This window comes from uncultured Streptococcus sp., from assembly GCF_963516575.1.
Taxonomy (GTDB): Bacteria; Bacillota; Bacilli; order Lactobacillales; family Streptococcaceae; genus Streptococcus.
The window spans coordinates 37,218-52,987 of sequence record NZ_CAUQCP010000006.1 but is presented as its reverse complement, the minus strand read 5'-3'; the positions used below and the strand labels follow the sequence as shown (position 1 = coordinate 52,987).

The 15,770-nt window shown below is 39.5% G+C and carries 14 protein-coding genes; 1 reads left to right on the top strand and 13 read right to left on the bottom strand.

The genetic code is table 11. The features are described from left to right. Positions 1 to 91: 91 nt before the first annotated feature. The 11 genes from RWM06_RS02050 to RWM06_RS02000 all read right to left on the bottom strand — a co-directional run bounded on the left by RWM06_RS02050 (position 92) and on the right by RWM06_RS02000 (position 11,845). Positions 92 to 988, bottom strand: a complete 897-nt coding sequence (locus tag RWM06_RS02050) for a DMT family transporter (RefSeq protein WP_313969933.1) — start codon at positions 986 to 988, stop codon at positions 92 to 94. Between the two features lie 8 nt (positions 989 to 996). Next, the gene (locus RWM06_RS02045) at positions 997 to 1,932 is read right to left on the bottom strand and encodes a serine hydrolase domain-containing protein (protein WP_313969932.1); all 936 of its coding nucleotides are present in this window, start codon (positions 1,930 to 1,932) and stop codon (positions 997 to 999) included. Beyond that, positions 1,929 to 2,654: a CppA family protein gene (locus RWM06_RS02040; protein ID WP_313969931.1), complete on the bottom strand. Its 726-nt coding sequence runs from the start codon at positions 2,652 to 2,654 to the stop codon at positions 1,929 to 1,931. Before RWM06_RS02040 ends, RWM06_RS02045 begins: the two co-directional genes overlap by 4 nt. A 124-nt stretch (positions 2,655 to 2,778) precedes the next feature. Further along, a complete protein-coding gene (gene gla / locus RWM06_RS02035; protein ID WP_313969930.1) occupies positions 2,779 to 3,684 on the bottom strand; it encodes an aquaglyceroporin Gla in 906 nt (301 codons plus the stop codon). Between the two features lie 264 nt (positions 3,685 to 3,948). Next, positions 3,949 to 5,115, bottom strand: a complete 1,167-nt coding sequence (locus tag RWM06_RS02030) for an ATP-grasp domain-containing protein (RefSeq protein ID WP_313969929.1) — start codon at positions 5,113 to 5,115, stop codon at positions 3,949 to 3,951. A 12-nt stretch (positions 5,116 to 5,127) separates the two neighbouring features. Then, positions 5,128 to 5,868 carry an esterase family protein gene (locus RWM06_RS02025; RefSeq protein ID WP_313969928.1) on the bottom strand — a complete coding sequence of 247 codons (741 nt, stop codon included), beginning with the start codon at positions 5,866 to 5,868 and terminating at the stop codon, positions 5,128 to 5,130. Positions 5,869 to 5,888: 20 nt separating this feature from the next. After that, the gene (locus RWM06_RS02020) at positions 5,889 to 6,713 is read right to left on the bottom strand and encodes an alpha/beta hydrolase (RefSeq protein WP_313969927.1); all 825 of its coding nucleotides are present in this window, start codon (positions 6,711 to 6,713) and stop codon (positions 5,889 to 5,891) included. A gap of 134 nt (positions 6,714 to 6,847) precedes the next feature. Further along, positions 6,848 to 8,062, bottom strand: a complete 1,215-nt coding sequence (gene thiI, locus RWM06_RS02015) for a tRNA uracil 4-sulfurtransferase ThiI (RefSeq protein ID WP_313969926.1) — start codon at positions 8,060 to 8,062, stop codon at positions 6,848 to 6,850. An 8-nt stretch (positions 8,063 to 8,070) separates the two neighbouring features. Beyond that, the gene (locus RWM06_RS02010) at positions 8,071 to 9,213 is read right to left on the bottom strand and encodes a cysteine desulfurase family protein (protein WP_313969925.1); all 1,143 of its coding nucleotides are present in this window, start codon (positions 9,211 to 9,213) and stop codon (positions 8,071 to 8,073) included. 160 nt (positions 9,214 to 9,373) lie between these two features. Then, positions 9,374 to 9,721 (bottom strand): hypothetical protein, encoded by a 348-nt coding sequence (locus RWM06_RS02005; RefSeq protein WP_313969924.1) that lies wholly within the window; start codon positions 9,719 to 9,721, stop codon positions 9,374 to 9,376. Between the two features lie 39 nt (positions 9,722 to 9,760). Next, on the bottom strand, positions 9,761 to 11,845 hold the full coding sequence (locus RWM06_RS02000; RefSeq protein WP_313969923.1) for an ATP-binding cassette domain-containing protein: 2,085 nt from the start codon (positions 11,843 to 11,845) through the stop codon (positions 9,761 to 9,763). Between the two features lie 161 nt (positions 11,846 to 12,006). On the opposite strand from RWM06_RS02000, the gene RWM06_RS01995 reads away from it, so the two are divergent. Continuing rightward, the gene (locus RWM06_RS01995) at positions 12,007 to 12,435 is read left to right on the top strand and encodes a DUF6556 family protein (RefSeq protein WP_313969922.1); all 429 of its coding nucleotides are present in this window, start codon (positions 12,007 to 12,009) and stop codon (positions 12,433 to 12,435) included. Positions 12,436 to 12,477: 42 nt separating this feature from the next. On the opposite strand, the gene RWM06_RS01990 is transcribed toward RWM06_RS01995, so the two are convergent. Next, complete coding sequence (locus RWM06_RS01990) at positions 12,478 to 14,781, bottom strand: DNA translocase FtsK (RefSeq protein ID WP_313969921.1); 2,304 nt, start codon at positions 14,779 to 14,781, stop codon at positions 12,478 to 12,480. Between the two features lie 138 nt (positions 14,782 to 14,919). Next, the gene (locus RWM06_RS01985) at positions 14,920 to 15,699 is read right to left on the bottom strand and encodes a hypothetical protein (RefSeq protein WP_313969920.1); all 780 of its coding nucleotides are present in this window, start codon (positions 15,697 to 15,699) and stop codon (positions 14,920 to 14,922) included. Positions 15,700 to 15,770 lie beyond the last annotated feature (71 nt).

Below are 15,770 nucleotides of genomic sequence, written 5' to 3'. Positions count from 1 at the left end.
GTGTCCTTTCTAGATCTTAGCTTTTCATCAACCCACTACAGTTGACAAAGAGCCGCAAAAACTCTCTGTCACGGACGACAAAGAGTCTTTTTTATTTTTCTAAGAGTAAATCTTTCAAAGAAATCAAAGTTACAGCAAACAATATCATTGCCATGCCAAGAAAATCAATGGGATAAAATTGTTCATTCATAATTAAGAAGGCAAAGAAAACAGCCGAAATTGGCTCAATTGAAGCCAACAAACTTGACTTAACCGGTCCTATCAGACTGGTTCCCTTTAAGAAGGCTGTATAGGCAAAGACAGTCCCGATAAGAATAATGCCCGCAAAAGCGAGGAGAAAATCAAGACTAGTTGGGATAGTAGTCTGTAGAACTCCTGTAAAAGGAAGGGCGACCAAACCTGCTATGACCATTCCCACACCAATGACCAAACTACTCCCCCACTTCTTAATCAAGGCTATGGGCAAAATGATATAAAGTGCGTAAGTCAGAGCAGAAAAGAGACCCCAGAACAGACCTGCAGGTGTCATAGATAACTGGTCCAACTGCCCATGAGTGGCGATCAGGAAGGTTCCTCCAATGGCTAATATGATAGAAACAATCTCTCCCAGTGTCGGTGCTACCTTATCCTTGATACAGCTATAAATCAAAATCCCGACAGGGCAAACATACTGAAGCACCGTCGCTGTTCCTGCATTGGTCTCCTGAATAGCAGTTAGATAGGCAAATTGATTGAGGAAGAGGCCAATCAGAGCAAAAATGAGAAGAGACAGCAAACTTTTTCTATCCTTTAAAAAGGCCAGCATTCTATCCTTTGCAGTAGCATAAGCCAAGACCATGAGAATCCCACCAGCGATTAAAAGTCGTAAGTTAGTTAAAATCAGAGACGAAATTCCATGTGCCATCAGGTATTGGCCACTCGTTCCTGACAAGCCCCAAGCAACCCCAGCCACAACTGTTAATAGAGTCCCTTTTAAACTATTTGACATGTCTCTCCTTACTCTTCTTTGCGAATCAAGTCCATCACTTGATTACGGTCTACAATCCATTGAGCCCTCTCATCCTTTTCATAGGTACGATTCGATAGGAAAATAGCCGCTTCTTGCTTCTGGCGATTCCACATGATAAAGGTACCTGTATAGCCCGTATGGTCTAGCCAATCTCCTTCCAAATTCCATGCCAAAGAACGTTCCTTGTCATCCAAAGGAGAAAAATTTTGACTCAAGTCTCTTGCAAAATCATCTGCTAAATAGTGTTCTAAAAAGATTTGTAAATCCTTTACAGTCGAAAATAAACCAGCACTACCTGCATGTCTGCCCAAGAGACGAGCTTTGGGATCATGTACCATGCCTGCCTCTACACCTCTGACCGTTGGAACAGCAAGCTCAACAGGCCCAAACTGGGTTTCATTCATTCCCCAAGGATTAAAAACTTGCTCCTGTAAAATCACATCCAAGTCTTGATTAAAGATTCTTTCCAAGATAAAACCTAACAGCAAAAAATGGACATCCGAATAAAGAAAGGCTGGCTGACTTCGTCTATTGAGATGAAACATCGCTTCCTTTAATTCTGAGGCTGTTAAAAGATCACGATTGGGAATAAAAGGATCAAAATCTGTAGCATGTGTTAAGAGCTGGCGAATAGTAATGTCTGGATAATCACTCTCAGCTAAAAAATCTGTTACCGGTCTGTCAATATCTAATTTGCCTTTTTCCCACAAAAAAGTAAAAACGGTACCAACCCCAACAACCTTGCTGACACTGGCTAGGTCATAAACTAGTCCTGCCTCAGTCTGCAAGCCGTGCTCTGGGTCACTCTGGCCTAAATAGAACTCCGTCCATTGATAGTCCTTAAAATACGCAAAAGAGGCTCCGGGATAAATCCCTGCCTCGATTTGTTCTTCTATTTTTTTAATAATCTTGGTCCACTTCATACTTCTTCAAACCACAATTCAACATTATTTCTATCTTTACCAAGGAAGAATTTTTCAGACTTAGGAATAAAATATTCGGTAGACTCAAACCTCTTGCGAAGACTTGCTATGTCTAATTCATTAACCAAGAACTTGAGCATAGATAAATCCCAAGTAACTGTATTGTCCACAGTCAAATCCTGCCCCTGAGCTGGGATAAAATCAAGTGATGCCCCAATTTCAGATAGTTCCAAGAAACTTTCGACATCAGTTGGGAGATGTAATTCCATAGAAATCTCAAATTTACTTAAAGAAATTGATTCCAAATCTGTTTGGAATTCAGGCTTTTCTCCTACTTCTACTAGACTTGCTCTATCATCTTCCGCATGAATCAAAATCAAATCATCTTCTGGCGAGTAAATTTCAAAAGCGTAGCCATTTTGACCTTTATATAATCGATGAATCGAATCTGTTTTAGATAAGAGTCCTTCGATTTCCAAGGGATTTTCCACCTTGACAATCAATCTAGCTAATTTTTTTCTTCCCTCTACCTTACGAGTACGCATGCTGGGAGCTTCTTCTAAAACCAGCTTTTCTAGGCCTGTTTGATCACCTAGTGACAGAAAGGCTGATTCTTCTAACAAGGCCTTCATACCAAGGGTTTCAATATAAAATGTTTCATTTAATTTTCTATTATTAACTTTTAAAGTAGGAATAATCCGTACAATTTGATTTACATTCATAAATTCCTCCAACTCTTTTATTTTAAAGGATTTTAGAATTTTTTACAAGATATTATGCTCAAATTTACCGATTTTTCGTAAAAATTTCACCTAAAAAACCGAGGATTTCCCCGGTTTCAATTTCTTATAGGTAAAGGAATTTGAAGATAGCTACTGCCGCAATTGCTGCTGCGATAGGTGCTACTACTGGTACCCAAGAATACCACCATTTTGAATCACCTTTGTGCTCACCAAGAACTGATTTTGGAAGGAAAGCATGAAGGAGACGTGGTCCCAAGTCACGGGCTGGGTTCAAGGCAGGTCCTGTAGGTCCACCAAGTGATGTTACCAAGGCCATAACAAGGAATCCAAGTGCCAAGTGAGCAATTCCAAGACCAGATGTCATAAATGGAGCTACTTGTTCTTTAGCTTGGTCAAGCGCTGCTGTTACTTGTTCTTGAGGAATGGTTTGACCTTGAGTAGTTGCTTGTGTAACTTGAGCATTAATAGCTGCTTGTGCTTTTGATACTAGTTCAGCACCAAAGAAGTTTTTAGTTAATCCAAGAGCTGCAAAGAACAGAACAAATGAACCGATAAACTCGTTTACAAAACCGTTAACAGTTGCTGCAAAGCGTGATTCTTTTGTACCTTGATCCAAACTTGAAATTGTTGAGAAAGTACCCAAAATGTTGTTAGGATTTTCAGTTTTCAAGTAATATGGACGATGTGTTGCAACAACTAATGCTTGTCCGAAGATTGCTCCCAACACTTGCATAATGATGTAAGGTGCAACTTGAGCCCATGGGAAAAGACCGCTAACTGCAAGACCTAGAGTGAAGGCTGGGTTGATGTGGTTACCAGATACATTACCAAACATCAAAGCTGGAATCATAACCCCCATACCGTAACCAACAGCGATAACGAGCCAGCCACTTTGGTGACCTTTCGTACCTTTAAGTTCAACGTTAGCAACTGCACCATTACCAAGAATGATCAAAATAGCAGTAGCCAAAAATTCAGTGGCATATTTAATTGCCCATGTGAAATCCATTTGATAGATTCTCCTTAAAATTTTTTAGACAATCCTTATTCTATCAATTTTTATATCTTTTAGCAACAGGTTTTCTAAAAGAATATATGAGAAAGCGGTTTTATTTCTTATAATACTCTTCGAAAATCTCTTCAAACCACGTCAGCGTCGCCTTACCGTACTCAAGTACAGCTTGCGGCTAGCTTCCTAGTTTGCTTTTTGATTTTCATTGAGTATAAAAAACAAAAGGATTAAGAAAGTTATTCTCCTTAACCCTATAGTCTCTTAAGACTGACGTTGTCCGAAATCTGCAATCATCTGCTCCATTTCTTGTCGACTCGGAGTTGTCAGCATATACAGGTAATCTCCTTGAAGTTCCGCGAAGGCCTCTGGCATGATTTTTTTAACCTTGAACTGCTGGCTATATTTGGCAAGCAAGTCCTCCTCAGAATAAACATAGTGAGCATTTGCACGACGAGACGTAGCCAAACAATACTGCGCTTCAAACTCTGACACTGGAAACTCTTCTCCTGCGACAATAGCTGCATAGCCACGATAGAGGTCCAAGGAATGGGCAAAGTTATAAACATCAATGGTGAAACCACCTGCAGGGCGGTTATTGTACTCAATGGCAATATAATCATCCCCTTCACGGAAGAACTCAATATGGAAGAAACGTTCTTTCATACCAAATTCTTTGACAATTGCCTCACCATATTTACGTAATTTGGGATCCATATCCTTAAGAACATAGTAGGAATTGTCCATCTTATAAATCATGAGATCAAGCGGTGTATAGGCGTAGTCAAAGGTCGTTGAAAAGACAATTTTACCATCCTTGTCCACAAGACCATCAAAAGTACAAATTTCACTAGACGTGACAAATTTCTCAAAGAAATAAACGGTCGAATGGTCCCAGTCTTGCTTGAAGTGATTGATATCGTCTTCTGTTTCAAGCTTAAAGGTCGCGGCCGCTCCCACTCCATTGTCAGGTTTTGCAATCATTGGAAGGCCGATTTCATTCACTGCTTTATCCACATCTGCTTCCGTCTGGATAACAGCTCCAGGGACCACAGGAACACCTGCTTTTTTGAAAAGTTTCTTCATCTCAGACTTATATTTCGTCTTTTTGAGATCCTCTGGTTTGGCACCAAAGACATTGAATTGTTCTCTGAGTGTTGCATCCAGCTCAAGCCAGTATTCATTGTGGGATTCGATGCGGTCAATTGGGCCATGTTTATAAAAGAGAAAAGCAACTGCACGCTTAACTTCGTCTACATTTTCAAGATTATCTACACGGAAATACTCGGTCAAACTATTGCGCAAAAGTTCATCCAATTGCTCGTATGGTTCTTGGCCAATTCCCAAGACTGTAATGCCTTTATTAGCTAGCTCAATGGTAAACTGTTGAAAGTTTTGCGGATAGTAGGGAGAAATAACAAGGTAATTCATAGGTAACTCCTTTTATAAATAGAGATTTCCAAGGAAATAAGGCATTTGTTTGCGCCACCATTCCCAGTCGTGGGCGACATCATGTCCCCATTCAGCAAACCAGGCTGGAATTTGTTTCTGGTCAAAGGCTTCTTTAAGCTTGTAGAAAGATGGTAGACCGTCTTGTTCCCAGGCACCAAGACCCGTACAAAGCACAATCTCTGCCTGACGGTAACGATCAATAAACCAGCCGTCGTTCTGATTCCAAATATAATCTACTGGTGAGTTTTGGTAAATAGCATCATCATTGTAGTAATCACCGACAAAGAAACGTGCGTCGTACACACCACTGAGAGCAATCACCTTGGTAAAGACATCTGGATGTTGGAGGAAAAAGTTAACAGCATGGTAAGCGCCCATGGAGCAACCTGTCGTCATCATACCGTCAAACCAACCTGTCTTATGCTTAATAAAAGAAATGGCCTCCTCAATCACATAGCGTTCGTAGGCACGGTGCATCTCTGCTTGGTCGTGACCATTTTTCCAAGTGGCCAACCAGCTCTCACTATCCACACTGGATAGGGTAAAGAACTGGACACGGCCTTCCTCAATAAAAGAAGCACAGGCATCAATCATACCAAAATCATAGTATTCATTGTGACTGCCACCTGATGAAGCAAAGACCACAACTGGAATCCCAGCATGTCCATAACGGTTGAGGTGCATTTCACGGTTGAGGTGACCACTCCAGTGGCTAAGGTTTTCAATATGCATTATCTTTCTCCTTTCCTAACTTACCATTTCTCTGCAAAAAATCTCAGACAGTCTGGTAAATTTTCCGACCATGGAATCTCACTATGGATGGCACCAGACTGAACTTTCAAGACAAGATTATACAAGCCTACTCCACCTGCAATCAAATCATGGTAATAGCGAAGCGACGAGTCGATATAGGCTTGTTTGATATTGCCAGCCATCAGGGTCTTGTCCGTATCATCTGCTTCTTCTGTTCCAACATAGATAAAGATACGCTGGTCAGGCGATAGTTTCTGGCGCTCGATATAGCGGTTAAAGGCGTCTTGGTGAAGCCAGTTGGCAGATGAAAAGACCCCTAGACAACCAATTTGGTCTTGGTATTCCAAACCGATAAACTGGGTAATATTGCCTCCTAGTGACGAGCCAATCATAGCCGTATGCTGGCGATCAGCTTTGGTACGGTAGGTCTCATCGATAAAAGGCTTGACCACCTCCATGACAAACTCGGCATACTCCACGCCCTTACCGCCAAATTGCTGTCCTGGGATAGGAGATTCTTGGAACTTCCAAGCCGCATACTCATTCATCCGCCCCATACCATCATTGTCAATGGCAACGACAATCATGCGACTGATATCAGGATTACGCTTGATAGCTGGGATAATCTTCCATGAATGGCCAATGAAGGACTCCTTGCTATAAAAAACATTTTGCCCGTCATGAAAGTAAACCACAGGATAGGAACGATCCGTGTCTTTCTCATAATCTTTAGGTAGAAGAACACGTACACGGCGCTCCTTACCAGTGTAAGGAACCTTGAGTTTGTGTTCTTTCATTTTTAGATAAAAGTAGGATTGATTCATTGTCAGAAAACTCTCTATATTCAAAATTTTATCTCATTATATCACAATTATAGAAAAAAGTCAGTTTTGCTTCCATTTTTGGATTAAAAACTAACTTTTTCATTTATTTTTCTAAATTCTTTTGGATTTTCTGATTAGAGCAGATTGTCTATCAAGTCATCGACTTCATCTTTTTCAACCTGAGGTGTAATCTCAGTAATCATGATACCAGCCACTGCTCGCTCAACTAAGCCCTTAACATCCATCCGTTTTTCATACTGCTCTGCATTCTTAATCTTAGGATTGGTCTTAGGACGGTCAGGTGCAAAAATGGTACAGCAGTCTTCAAAAGGCTGGATAGAAATGTCAAAGGTATCGATTGTCTGGGCAATATCAATGATTTCCAATTTGTCCATAGTAACCACAGGACGAATGACTGGAGTGCTGGTCACAGCGTTGATAGTCTGCATACTTTCCAAGGTCTGGCTAGCTACTTGACCAAGACTTTCCCCATTGATAATAACTAAACCATTTCTCACCTCACGAATACGGTCGGTAATCCGCATCATAAATCGACGAGTCAAGGTCATGAGGTAGGCTTCTGGCGCTTTAGCCTTGATTTCCTCTTGAATCTCTGTGAAAGGTACTTCGATAAACTGGATATTTCCCCCAAACTTGGTTAATTTACGAGTTAAATCTTGGGCTTTCTTGAGAGCACCTGGACTAGTGTAAGGTGGGCTGGCAAAGTGAACAGCCTCAATATCTACACCACGTTTAAGAGCTAGATAACCTGCCACAGGTGAATCAATTCCTCCTGATAACATGAGCATGCCTTTACCAGAACTTCCCACAGGTAATCCTCCTGCTCCACGAAAAGTTTCATAAGAAATATAGGCTGCTTCCTCACGAATCTCAACCTGAAGATTAATATCTGGATTTTTCATCTGAGCTTTCACGTTTGGAATAGCCTTGAAAACAGCACTACCAAGAGTTTGATTGAGTTCACGACTATCAAGTTCAAAGGTGTGGTCGCTACGCTTACCAGTGATTTTAAAGGTCATCCCTTCCTTGTAAGTTTCTTTCATAATCTCTTGGACAGCAGATTTAAGAACATCCACGGACTTTTCAACCTTATAAACGGGAGAAAAGTTTTGAATTCCAAATACTTGTTTGAGGGATTCTGCTACTGCGGTGTAATCAGCTCCATTGAGGTAAGCGTGGGCACGGTCACGATCTGCGGTTACCTTAACTTGTGGATAGATAGACAAAACGTCTGAAATATTATTGCGAAGTTTATTGATGAAGCGCATACGATTTTTGTGTTTGGTTGACAATTCTCCGTAGCGAATCATAATTTCTGAATACTGCATAAATGCTCCTATCTTACTTTTCTAGTTTGATTGTAAATTAATTTTAGCTTGGTCAAAAACTGCTCGACCTGACTCATATCATTTTCAAGGTCTAGGCTAAGACGCACAGCTGACTGAGCCTTATCCTTGTTCACTCCCATGGCTATCAAGGTGCCTGCAGGTTTCCCTGCCTTGGATGAACAAGCAGAGGTCGTTGAGATGAAAATATCATAGTCTTCAAAGGCGTGAACGATGACTTCACCACGAACACCCTTGATTCCAAAAGTCAGGATATGAGGGGCAAAGTCTTCCTCATCTGAAAAGACAAAAATCTCTGGATAGTCCAGAAGGGCTTGGCGAATCACTGCCTTCATCTGTCCTGTCTTACTAGTAAAGATATTCAGCTTTTCCATGGACAAACGGAGAGCCTTGGCAGTCGCTACAATCCCTGCCACATTTTCAGTTGTCGAACGATAATCTCGCTCCTGACCACCACCTGTTAAAAGCGGCGTAATCCTCTTGCCAGACTTAATATAGACAAAACCAACACCACGGACACCATGAAACTTGTGACTAGAGAAAGTCGCAAAATCCACTCGTTCTGTCAGATATTTTTCAGTTGGAATCTTAGCAAGTGCTTGAACCGCATCAACGTGGAAGGAAATAGTCGGCTTATCTGCCAAGAGTTCTGAAATAGCCTCAATAGGTTGAATCGAGCCGATTTCATTGTTCACAGCCATGATGGAAACGAGGATCGTATCAGGTCGTATCAAATCTGCTAACGCTTCAACATCCACAAATCCTTTGTTATCAACTGGAGCAAAATCTACTTCAAACCCTTGACTTTTCAACCAAAGAGCTGATTCTTTGACCGCCGGATGTTCAATGGCTGATACGATGATGTGCTTGCCAAACTGAGCTTTTTCAAAGGCTACTCCCTTGATGACCCAGTTATCTCCTTCTGTTCCACCAGAAGTAAAGAAGATTTCCTCGCTTTTCTTACCGATTAAATCTGCAATCTGTTGGCGAGAAGCATCTAAGATTCGTGTTGCCTGGTCTCCCAAACGATGGAGACTAGATGGATTTCCTAAAATTTTTGAAGCGACCTGCATATAGGTTTCAAGGGCTTCAGGATAGGGCTTGGTCGTCGCCGAATTATCAAAGTAAATCATGTTTTCTCACGCTTTCTAAAATCACTCCTTCTATTGTATCATGAAACGGAGCTTGCGACAAGAAAGGGCAATGTTTGCATTAATCTGAATAACATAAAATACTCTTGATACCATCATCAAGAGCATTCTTATTCATTCTATCTAACTTTGATTATTTCTGTTAAAAATCTAAAGAAAAGTAATGTTGTCCGCCCCAGAGATTAACCGCTCCCCCAGGCGAATTTACTCCTACACCTATATGGACTGTACCATTTGCGCGTTGACCATATGGAATCGAACTTTTCCAAGTGGAACGATTACTTATCGTATTAGGAAACCAAGCCCAGTCAGTGAAATACATATTTGACACACTGCCACTATAAGTATCAGAATAGCCAGAAGCATTAAAAATCACATTAAGAACATTCAAGCCTACCAAGCTATAACCGTCTAAAGAACTAGACTTACTTACATAATCTGCATGTACTTGACTTAAAAATGTTAACCATGGGATAGCAAACACTGCCACTATTATTTTCTTCATTATCTTATGTTTCATGATATCACCTCATCCATTCTTTCGGATAGTATCGACAACTGTTTGCCTACAAGTTGTGTATATAGGTAGTAAGCCACTTATTATCAGTACTGAGACTGATAATCCAATTAAGGTGAAAACGGAAGTTAGATAGAATTTAAAAACATCTGAAATTTCCAATTTAAGCACTTGCATTGCTAAAATGGAAAGAATGACGAGTAAACAACTTGCTAATATCGAAATCGTTTTACCATAACCAATTAATTCTTTTAAGAAAAGCCAAACAATATTTTGAGTACTGTATCCCAAAGATTTTAAAATCCCTACTTCAAAGCGTCGAGGACGATTGAGCAAAAAGAAAACAAAGGACAATACTGCGATGACAAGGATGAGTAAGACTAGGGATAGCAACATTAAAAATTGCCTGATATAGGTGAGTCCTTTATTAAATTCTTCGTAGTTTTCATATGATGATAAAATAGTAATTTGTGAAGAGATTGCTCTTATTCTACTCAATTCTTCAGGAATAGCACCGCTATCCTTTAGTAACACATGAATCGCACTCGGCATCCATGATTTCAAAGGAAAACCATCTAAAGCCATCTTCGTCATGGGATGCTGTTGAATTGCTTCATTTTGCAATTCTTCCATTTCAGCAATATTCATAAATAGGGTGTTCCCATAAGGGGAATATTCAAACGGATAACTTTTTTTAACAATCCCTAAAACAGGATATGTTTTATCCACTTTGACAAATAAATCGCCATCTCCTTTCAATATATTCCCCTCTTTCTCTATACTTGATTCATATAAAGAAATTGGAATATAAAAAGTCAGTGTCACGGTAGTTCCCGAAACTATATTTGGTAATTTTTCATCTGAAATGAATTGCTCAGATAGATAAATCCCTTTTTCATTGCTCCTATCAAAATACTCTATCTGCCTCTGTGTTGTATTTGTCTGATACAAGGGTTGAATTGAAAAATTTCTTGTCAAGCTTCTGGTCTGACCATCAATAGTCAAAATTGGCTGAAAGTTCTTTTGAAGTTGTGAATAGTCTTTTGAATTATCAAACGTCATACCCAAAGAGAGAAACTCCATATAAGGCTTGACGGTTTGAATATTCTGACTTGTGCTAATTGAGGTGATTTCCTCCTTATCAAAACTGAGAAAATCATCCAACACTTTTGTAGTTTGTAAATGAAGCGAATCATTAATCACCAAGAAGCCATTTTCGAGTGAGTTGTTCACCAGTTGGTGATACTTATCTGCAAATAAGGACTGAAAGTTAATAGAGGTTACTGCTATAGCAACTACAAGAGCGATAAAAAACGCTAATAATCTAGGTAAAAAAGGCCTTCTATGTTTCAAAACGGATAGCTTCGTATGAGAAGACGACAAACAGGAGGACCACTTCTTAGAATCCTTTATCCCTTCATCAGAATTCAAAATAAGACAATTTCCAACTAATTTATGGTCTTTAAAATGAAGCTGAACATCTCCTATTGCAATCATCGCCTCATCATGCGAAACAATCAATACAATTTTATGATATTTGTGAGCTAAATCAATTAACAAGGCGGAGACTTTTTCTCTATTTTCTTTATCCAAAGAACTTGTTGGTTCATCAGCTAAGATGAGAGTCTTTCCTGTAACTAAGGCTCTTGCGATTGCCACTCGTTGTTCTTCACCACCGGATAAATCTTCTGGATAAGCATGCTTTAAAGAAGAAATCTGTAAATCCGCCAATACTGTATCAATTTTGCTTTCTATTTCATCTGGACTCAAGCCATAAAAGTTTAAAGCTAGTCTTAAATTTTCAAATACGGTCAAATCATTTATTAGATTTCGCCCCTGAAATACAAAGGCCACTTCTTCAGCTATAAAGACAGAGACTGATTTCTTATTTTCGATATCAATCTCTTTTCCATCGAAGAAATAAGAAACACTAGGGTCCGTAGCAGAGAGCAAACCAATTTTATTCAGTAAAGAAGACTTTCCTACGCCTGACTTCCCATATATTGTATATACTTTTCCCCTTTCAAATATCAAATCTGTTGGCTCTAGCAACCGCCTGCCTGCAAAAGAGAGACTCAAATTTCTAATTTCGAACATATAACGCCCTCCTTTTTGAAATCGCTTTCTTTATTTTATTCTATAATAAGTCATATTTTATTTCAACTAATTACTGAAGTTCGTGTAGAAAAATCTCCTCTTTTTTTAAGATTTTTTTAAAGAAATGAGGTATAATAAATTTTAATCAAAGGAGAGAATGTATGTCTAATTATCGTAGAACTTCAAAACCAAAAACAGAACACATCAAAAAAGGCTTTACGGTCTTTCAAAAAACCGTTGCTACTATCGGTAGTATCCTTGGCTTAATTACTGCGACTATCACTATCATGAACGCATTGGATAATAACAAAAATACTAAAAAAGAACCTACGACAAGCCAGACGACAACCATTGTCAAAGAAATTCAAAAGGAATCCCCTCAGGAAAACACCAGTCCCAATAAGGAAAATAACACTTCTCAAGAAAAAACACAGCAAGAAGAAACGCCAAAATCTAGCATCAAGGAAGAGAAAAAAGAAGAGCAGAAAACAGCAACTCAAAACTCTACTACTCCTGCTCCAAGTAAACCTGCCACTGAAAATGAAAAACAGTCCAATACCCCAACTTCAGAAAATAAAAGTAATCAATAGCCAGAAATAGCTTCCCTCCAAATTTTGAAAGAAGCTATTTTTTTATTGTTGCAATACTTTTCTTGGTTTGGTACCTTCAGCTGGACCGATGACACCTGCCATCTCCAGTTCTTCCATGAGACGGGTCGCACGGTTAAACCCAACTGATAAACGACGCTGAATCATAGAAGCACTGGCTTTCTGGGTTTCGATAACCAAAGCCTTGGCTTCTTCAAAAAGCGGATCTCCACCAGCATCTCCATCTGAAAATTCTCCTTCATTTTCAGAAACCTCACCTGGATCAAAACTCTCATCGTAGTCCGCATCTGCCTGAGCCTTGATGAAGTTTACGATGCGCTCGACATCGTCATCCGAGATAAAGGAGCCTTGTAGACGAACTGGATGATTTTCATCAATCGGTTTAAAGAGCATGTCTCCTCGACCAAGCAGTTTCTCAGCTCCATTTTCATCCAAAATCGTACGAGAGTCTGTCCCTGATGAAACCGCAAAAGCCACTCGAGATGGGACATTGGCCTTGATCAGACCAGAAATGACATCAACAGATGGACGCTGGGTTGCAAGAATCATGTGAATCCCTGCAGCACGCGCCTTCTGTCCTAGACGGATGATGGCATCTTCCACTTCCTTGCTGGCCACCATCATAAGATCAGCCAACTCATCCACAATCACGACAATGAGCGGTAGTGGAATCTGCTTGTACTCAGACTGGGCATTGAACTCTTCTACCTTGGCATTAAAACCTGCAATATTCCGAACTCCCACCTTAGCAAAGAGTTCATAACGATTTTCCATCTCATCCACAACCTTTTGCAGAGCCTTGCTAGCCTTGCGTGGATTGGTCACAACTGGAATCAAGAGGTGGGGAATATCATTATAAACAGACAATTCAACCATCTTTGGATCGACCATCATAAATTTAACTTGATCAGGTCTCGCCTTCATGAGAATGCTAGCAATAATGCCGTTAACGGCTACTGACTTCCCAGAACCCGTTGAACCTGCGACTAGCAAGTGGGGCATTTTAGAAAGGTCAAAAGCTCTTGCGGTACCATTAACAGCCTTCCCTAAAGGAATCTCCAAGAGATTTTCAGCTTTCGTTTGAGATTGTTCCCAAAGTTCACGGAAAGACACAGTGGCAATCTCGGAGTTAGGCACTTCGATTCCCACTAAAGATTTCCCTGGGATAGGTGCTTCGATTCGGACATCCTTGGCTGCCAAGGCTAGAGCGAGGTCATCTGCTAGATTGGAAATGCGGTTGACCCGTACTCCAACTGCTGGCTTGACTTCATACTTGGTTACTGAAGGTCCAATTTCAGCCCGTTCAACTGTTACTTTGATACCGAAGCTAGCAAAGGTTTCTTCTAGGATTTTGATATTTTCTCGGACAATTTTCTTCTCTTTAGACTGGTCCTTGGGTTTATCTGGGGCAAAGAGTTGTAAGCTTGGAAGTTTGTATTCAAGGGCTTCTTTTGCTGAAAAATCGACCTGAACATCTTCATCATCAGAGCCATCTTCCTCTTCAGGGAATTCAAGTTCAGCTTGAGGTAGGATGATTTCTGGTTCCACCCACTCTTCTTCTGGAACAGGAGGAACGTCAAGCACAACATCTTCTTTCAAAATTTCGCCCGTTTCCATATCAACAGGAGGCAAATCGAGTAAGGCTTTTTCAGCCTCTTCTTGTTCTAATCTAGCCTCTTCCTCAGCCTTTTGGCGAGCTTTTTCTTCTTGTTTGACAAAGCGTTCCTCTTTTCGACGCTCATGCCCTTCTCGCCATTTGGCAAAGCCTCTACTGAAAAATTCAGCAACATCATAAACAGACCAAGAGCTGACGAGGAGAACCCCCACTAAAATCAAGATGACTCCAATAAAGTAAGTACCGATATTTGAAAAAAGAAAGGCGGTTGGCATATAAAGAGCGACCCCAATTAAGCCCCCTCCAGCAAAACTGGTCGTTCGAAAACCAGTCAGATCCGTCACGACCTGAGCCATGGTTCCTTTTAAAATCAAATTGTCCAAACCATATTGCCAAACTAAGTAGGCCTCAAAAATCAAGAGCAAACCTGCAAATATGGTGAAAAAGCCAGATAAGAGTCCTTCCTGTTTTCGTATCCACTTGAAAAAGAAAAGATAGAGTAGGATGCCAACTATTGCCAGATAGGCTAGACTGCCCACCAGCAAGCGAATTAAATTGTAAAGGGTTATACCTGCAGCCCCTAATTTGAAGGCTGCGAAAATCAATAAAAGCGCGATTCCTAACGAAATCAACATTCGTTGAATCGCTTCTTTTCTTTCGAGTTCTGCTTTAGACGGTCTCCGTCTTGTTTTACTTGTATTCTTGTTTGCCATTCTTCTATTATACCATATTTCACAGGTATTTCGGAAAGAGAAAAAGACTGCACCAAACGGTCCAATCTTCTTTATCATGATTATATTCAAAGTAATTGTTATTATATTTAAATAATCAAAGTCTCAGAGTTTAGATTTTTAAGATTTCACTTCGAAATTTGTATTTTTTATTTCTTGTTTTCTATCTATTTCCCTATCCGCAACTTCCCAAACACAATCGAAATGTTTTTCCATCATAGAGATGAAATCTATTTCATCATTATTAGTTTTAAAAAAATCATCCTTTTTAATAGTTTTACGTTCACCTATCAACACAAAATTGGTCTCCCAATTATATGGAGGCAGAGTAACTCTTAAAAAAGCCTTTGTCGTCTTCATATTTTTCTTTTTTTTATAAACCAACATAAATGGCAAGCGATATTGTGTTGAATAATAGCGAATTTCCATTTGTCCATTTTCTATATATTTACTATATTTTTCAGTCACATCTTCAATTTCGGTACTAATATTTGTACCAGGCTTACGCAACTCTTCTTTATTCTCAAGTTTCTCTAAATCTGACAAAAAAGAGGTATAGGTCTGAGAACACAAAAAACGAATTTTCATTCCATTATTCATAGCATTTTCTAAGACCGCTTTATTTTCCGTAAAAAAACCAATTCCCGATATAAAAAACAAATCCAATCTTTTAGTATTTTTACATAACTTTTTAATCTCTCTAGTCGAATGCTTTTTCTTTGACACCACACCTTTAAAACCATACGATTTCATTTCTTTTGCAATGCGTAAGTCTCTCGTAATTTTTTTCGTTATTAAGTAACCAAAACCACCGATTATTCCAGAAGCCAATAGAGCTGATAAAACTGACTCTACTATCTTCTTCCAATCTAAATTCATAATAAATTCAATTATATTCATTTAAAATACTCTCATTATGTTTTTTCATTTCTATGAGTTTTATTTTAGGATATCATTCAAAAACTTGTTTG

Bases quoted from the DNA above. Each gene is read 5' to 3' on its own strand.
- RWM06_RS02050 (WP_313969933.1), bottom strand. From the start codon at position 988: ATGTCAAATAGTTTAAAAGGGACTCTATTAACAGTTGTGGCTGGGGTT.
- RWM06_RS02045 (WP_313969932.1), bottom strand. From the start codon at position 1,932: ATGAAGTGGACCAAGATTATTAAAAAAATAGAAGAACAAATCGAGGCA.
- RWM06_RS02040 (WP_313969931.1), bottom strand. From the start codon at position 2,654: ATGAATGTAAATCAAATTGTACGGATTATTCCTACTTTAAAAGTTAAT.
- gla (WP_313969930.1), bottom strand. From the start codon at position 3,684: ATGGATTTCACATGGGCAATTAAATATGCCACTGAATTTTTGGCTACT.
- RWM06_RS02030 (WP_313969929.1), bottom strand. From the start codon at position 5,115: ATGAATTACCTTGTTATTTCTCCCTACTATCCGCAAAACTTTCAACAG.
- RWM06_RS02025 (WP_313969928.1), bottom strand. From the start codon at position 5,868: ATGCATATTGAAAACCTTAGCCACTGGAGTGGTCACCTCAACCGTGAA.
- RWM06_RS02020 (WP_313969927.1), bottom strand. From the start codon at position 6,713: ATGAATCAATCCTACTTTTATCTAAAAATGAAAGAACACAAACTCAAG.
- thiI (WP_313969926.1), bottom strand. From the start codon at position 8,062: ATGCAGTATTCAGAAATTATGATTCGCTACGGAGAATTGTCAACCAAA.
- RWM06_RS02010 (WP_313969925.1), bottom strand. From the start codon at position 9,213: ATGATTTACTTTGATAATTCGGCGACGACCAAGCCCTATCCTGAAGCC.
- RWM06_RS02000 (WP_313969923.1), bottom strand. From the start codon at position 11,845: ATGTTCGAAATTAGAAATTTGAGTCTCTCTTTTGCAGGCAGGCGGTTG.
- RWM06_RS01995 (WP_313969922.1), top strand. From the start codon at position 12,007: ATGTCTAATTATCGTAGAACTTCAAAACCAAAAACAGAACACATCAAA.
- RWM06_RS01990 (WP_313969921.1), bottom strand. From the start codon at position 14,781: ATGGCAAACAAGAATACAAGTAAAACAAGACGGAGACCGTCTAAAGCA.
- RWM06_RS01985 (WP_313969920.1), bottom strand. From the start codon at position 15,699: ATGAATATAATTGAATTTATTATGAATTTAGATTGGAAGAAGATAGTA.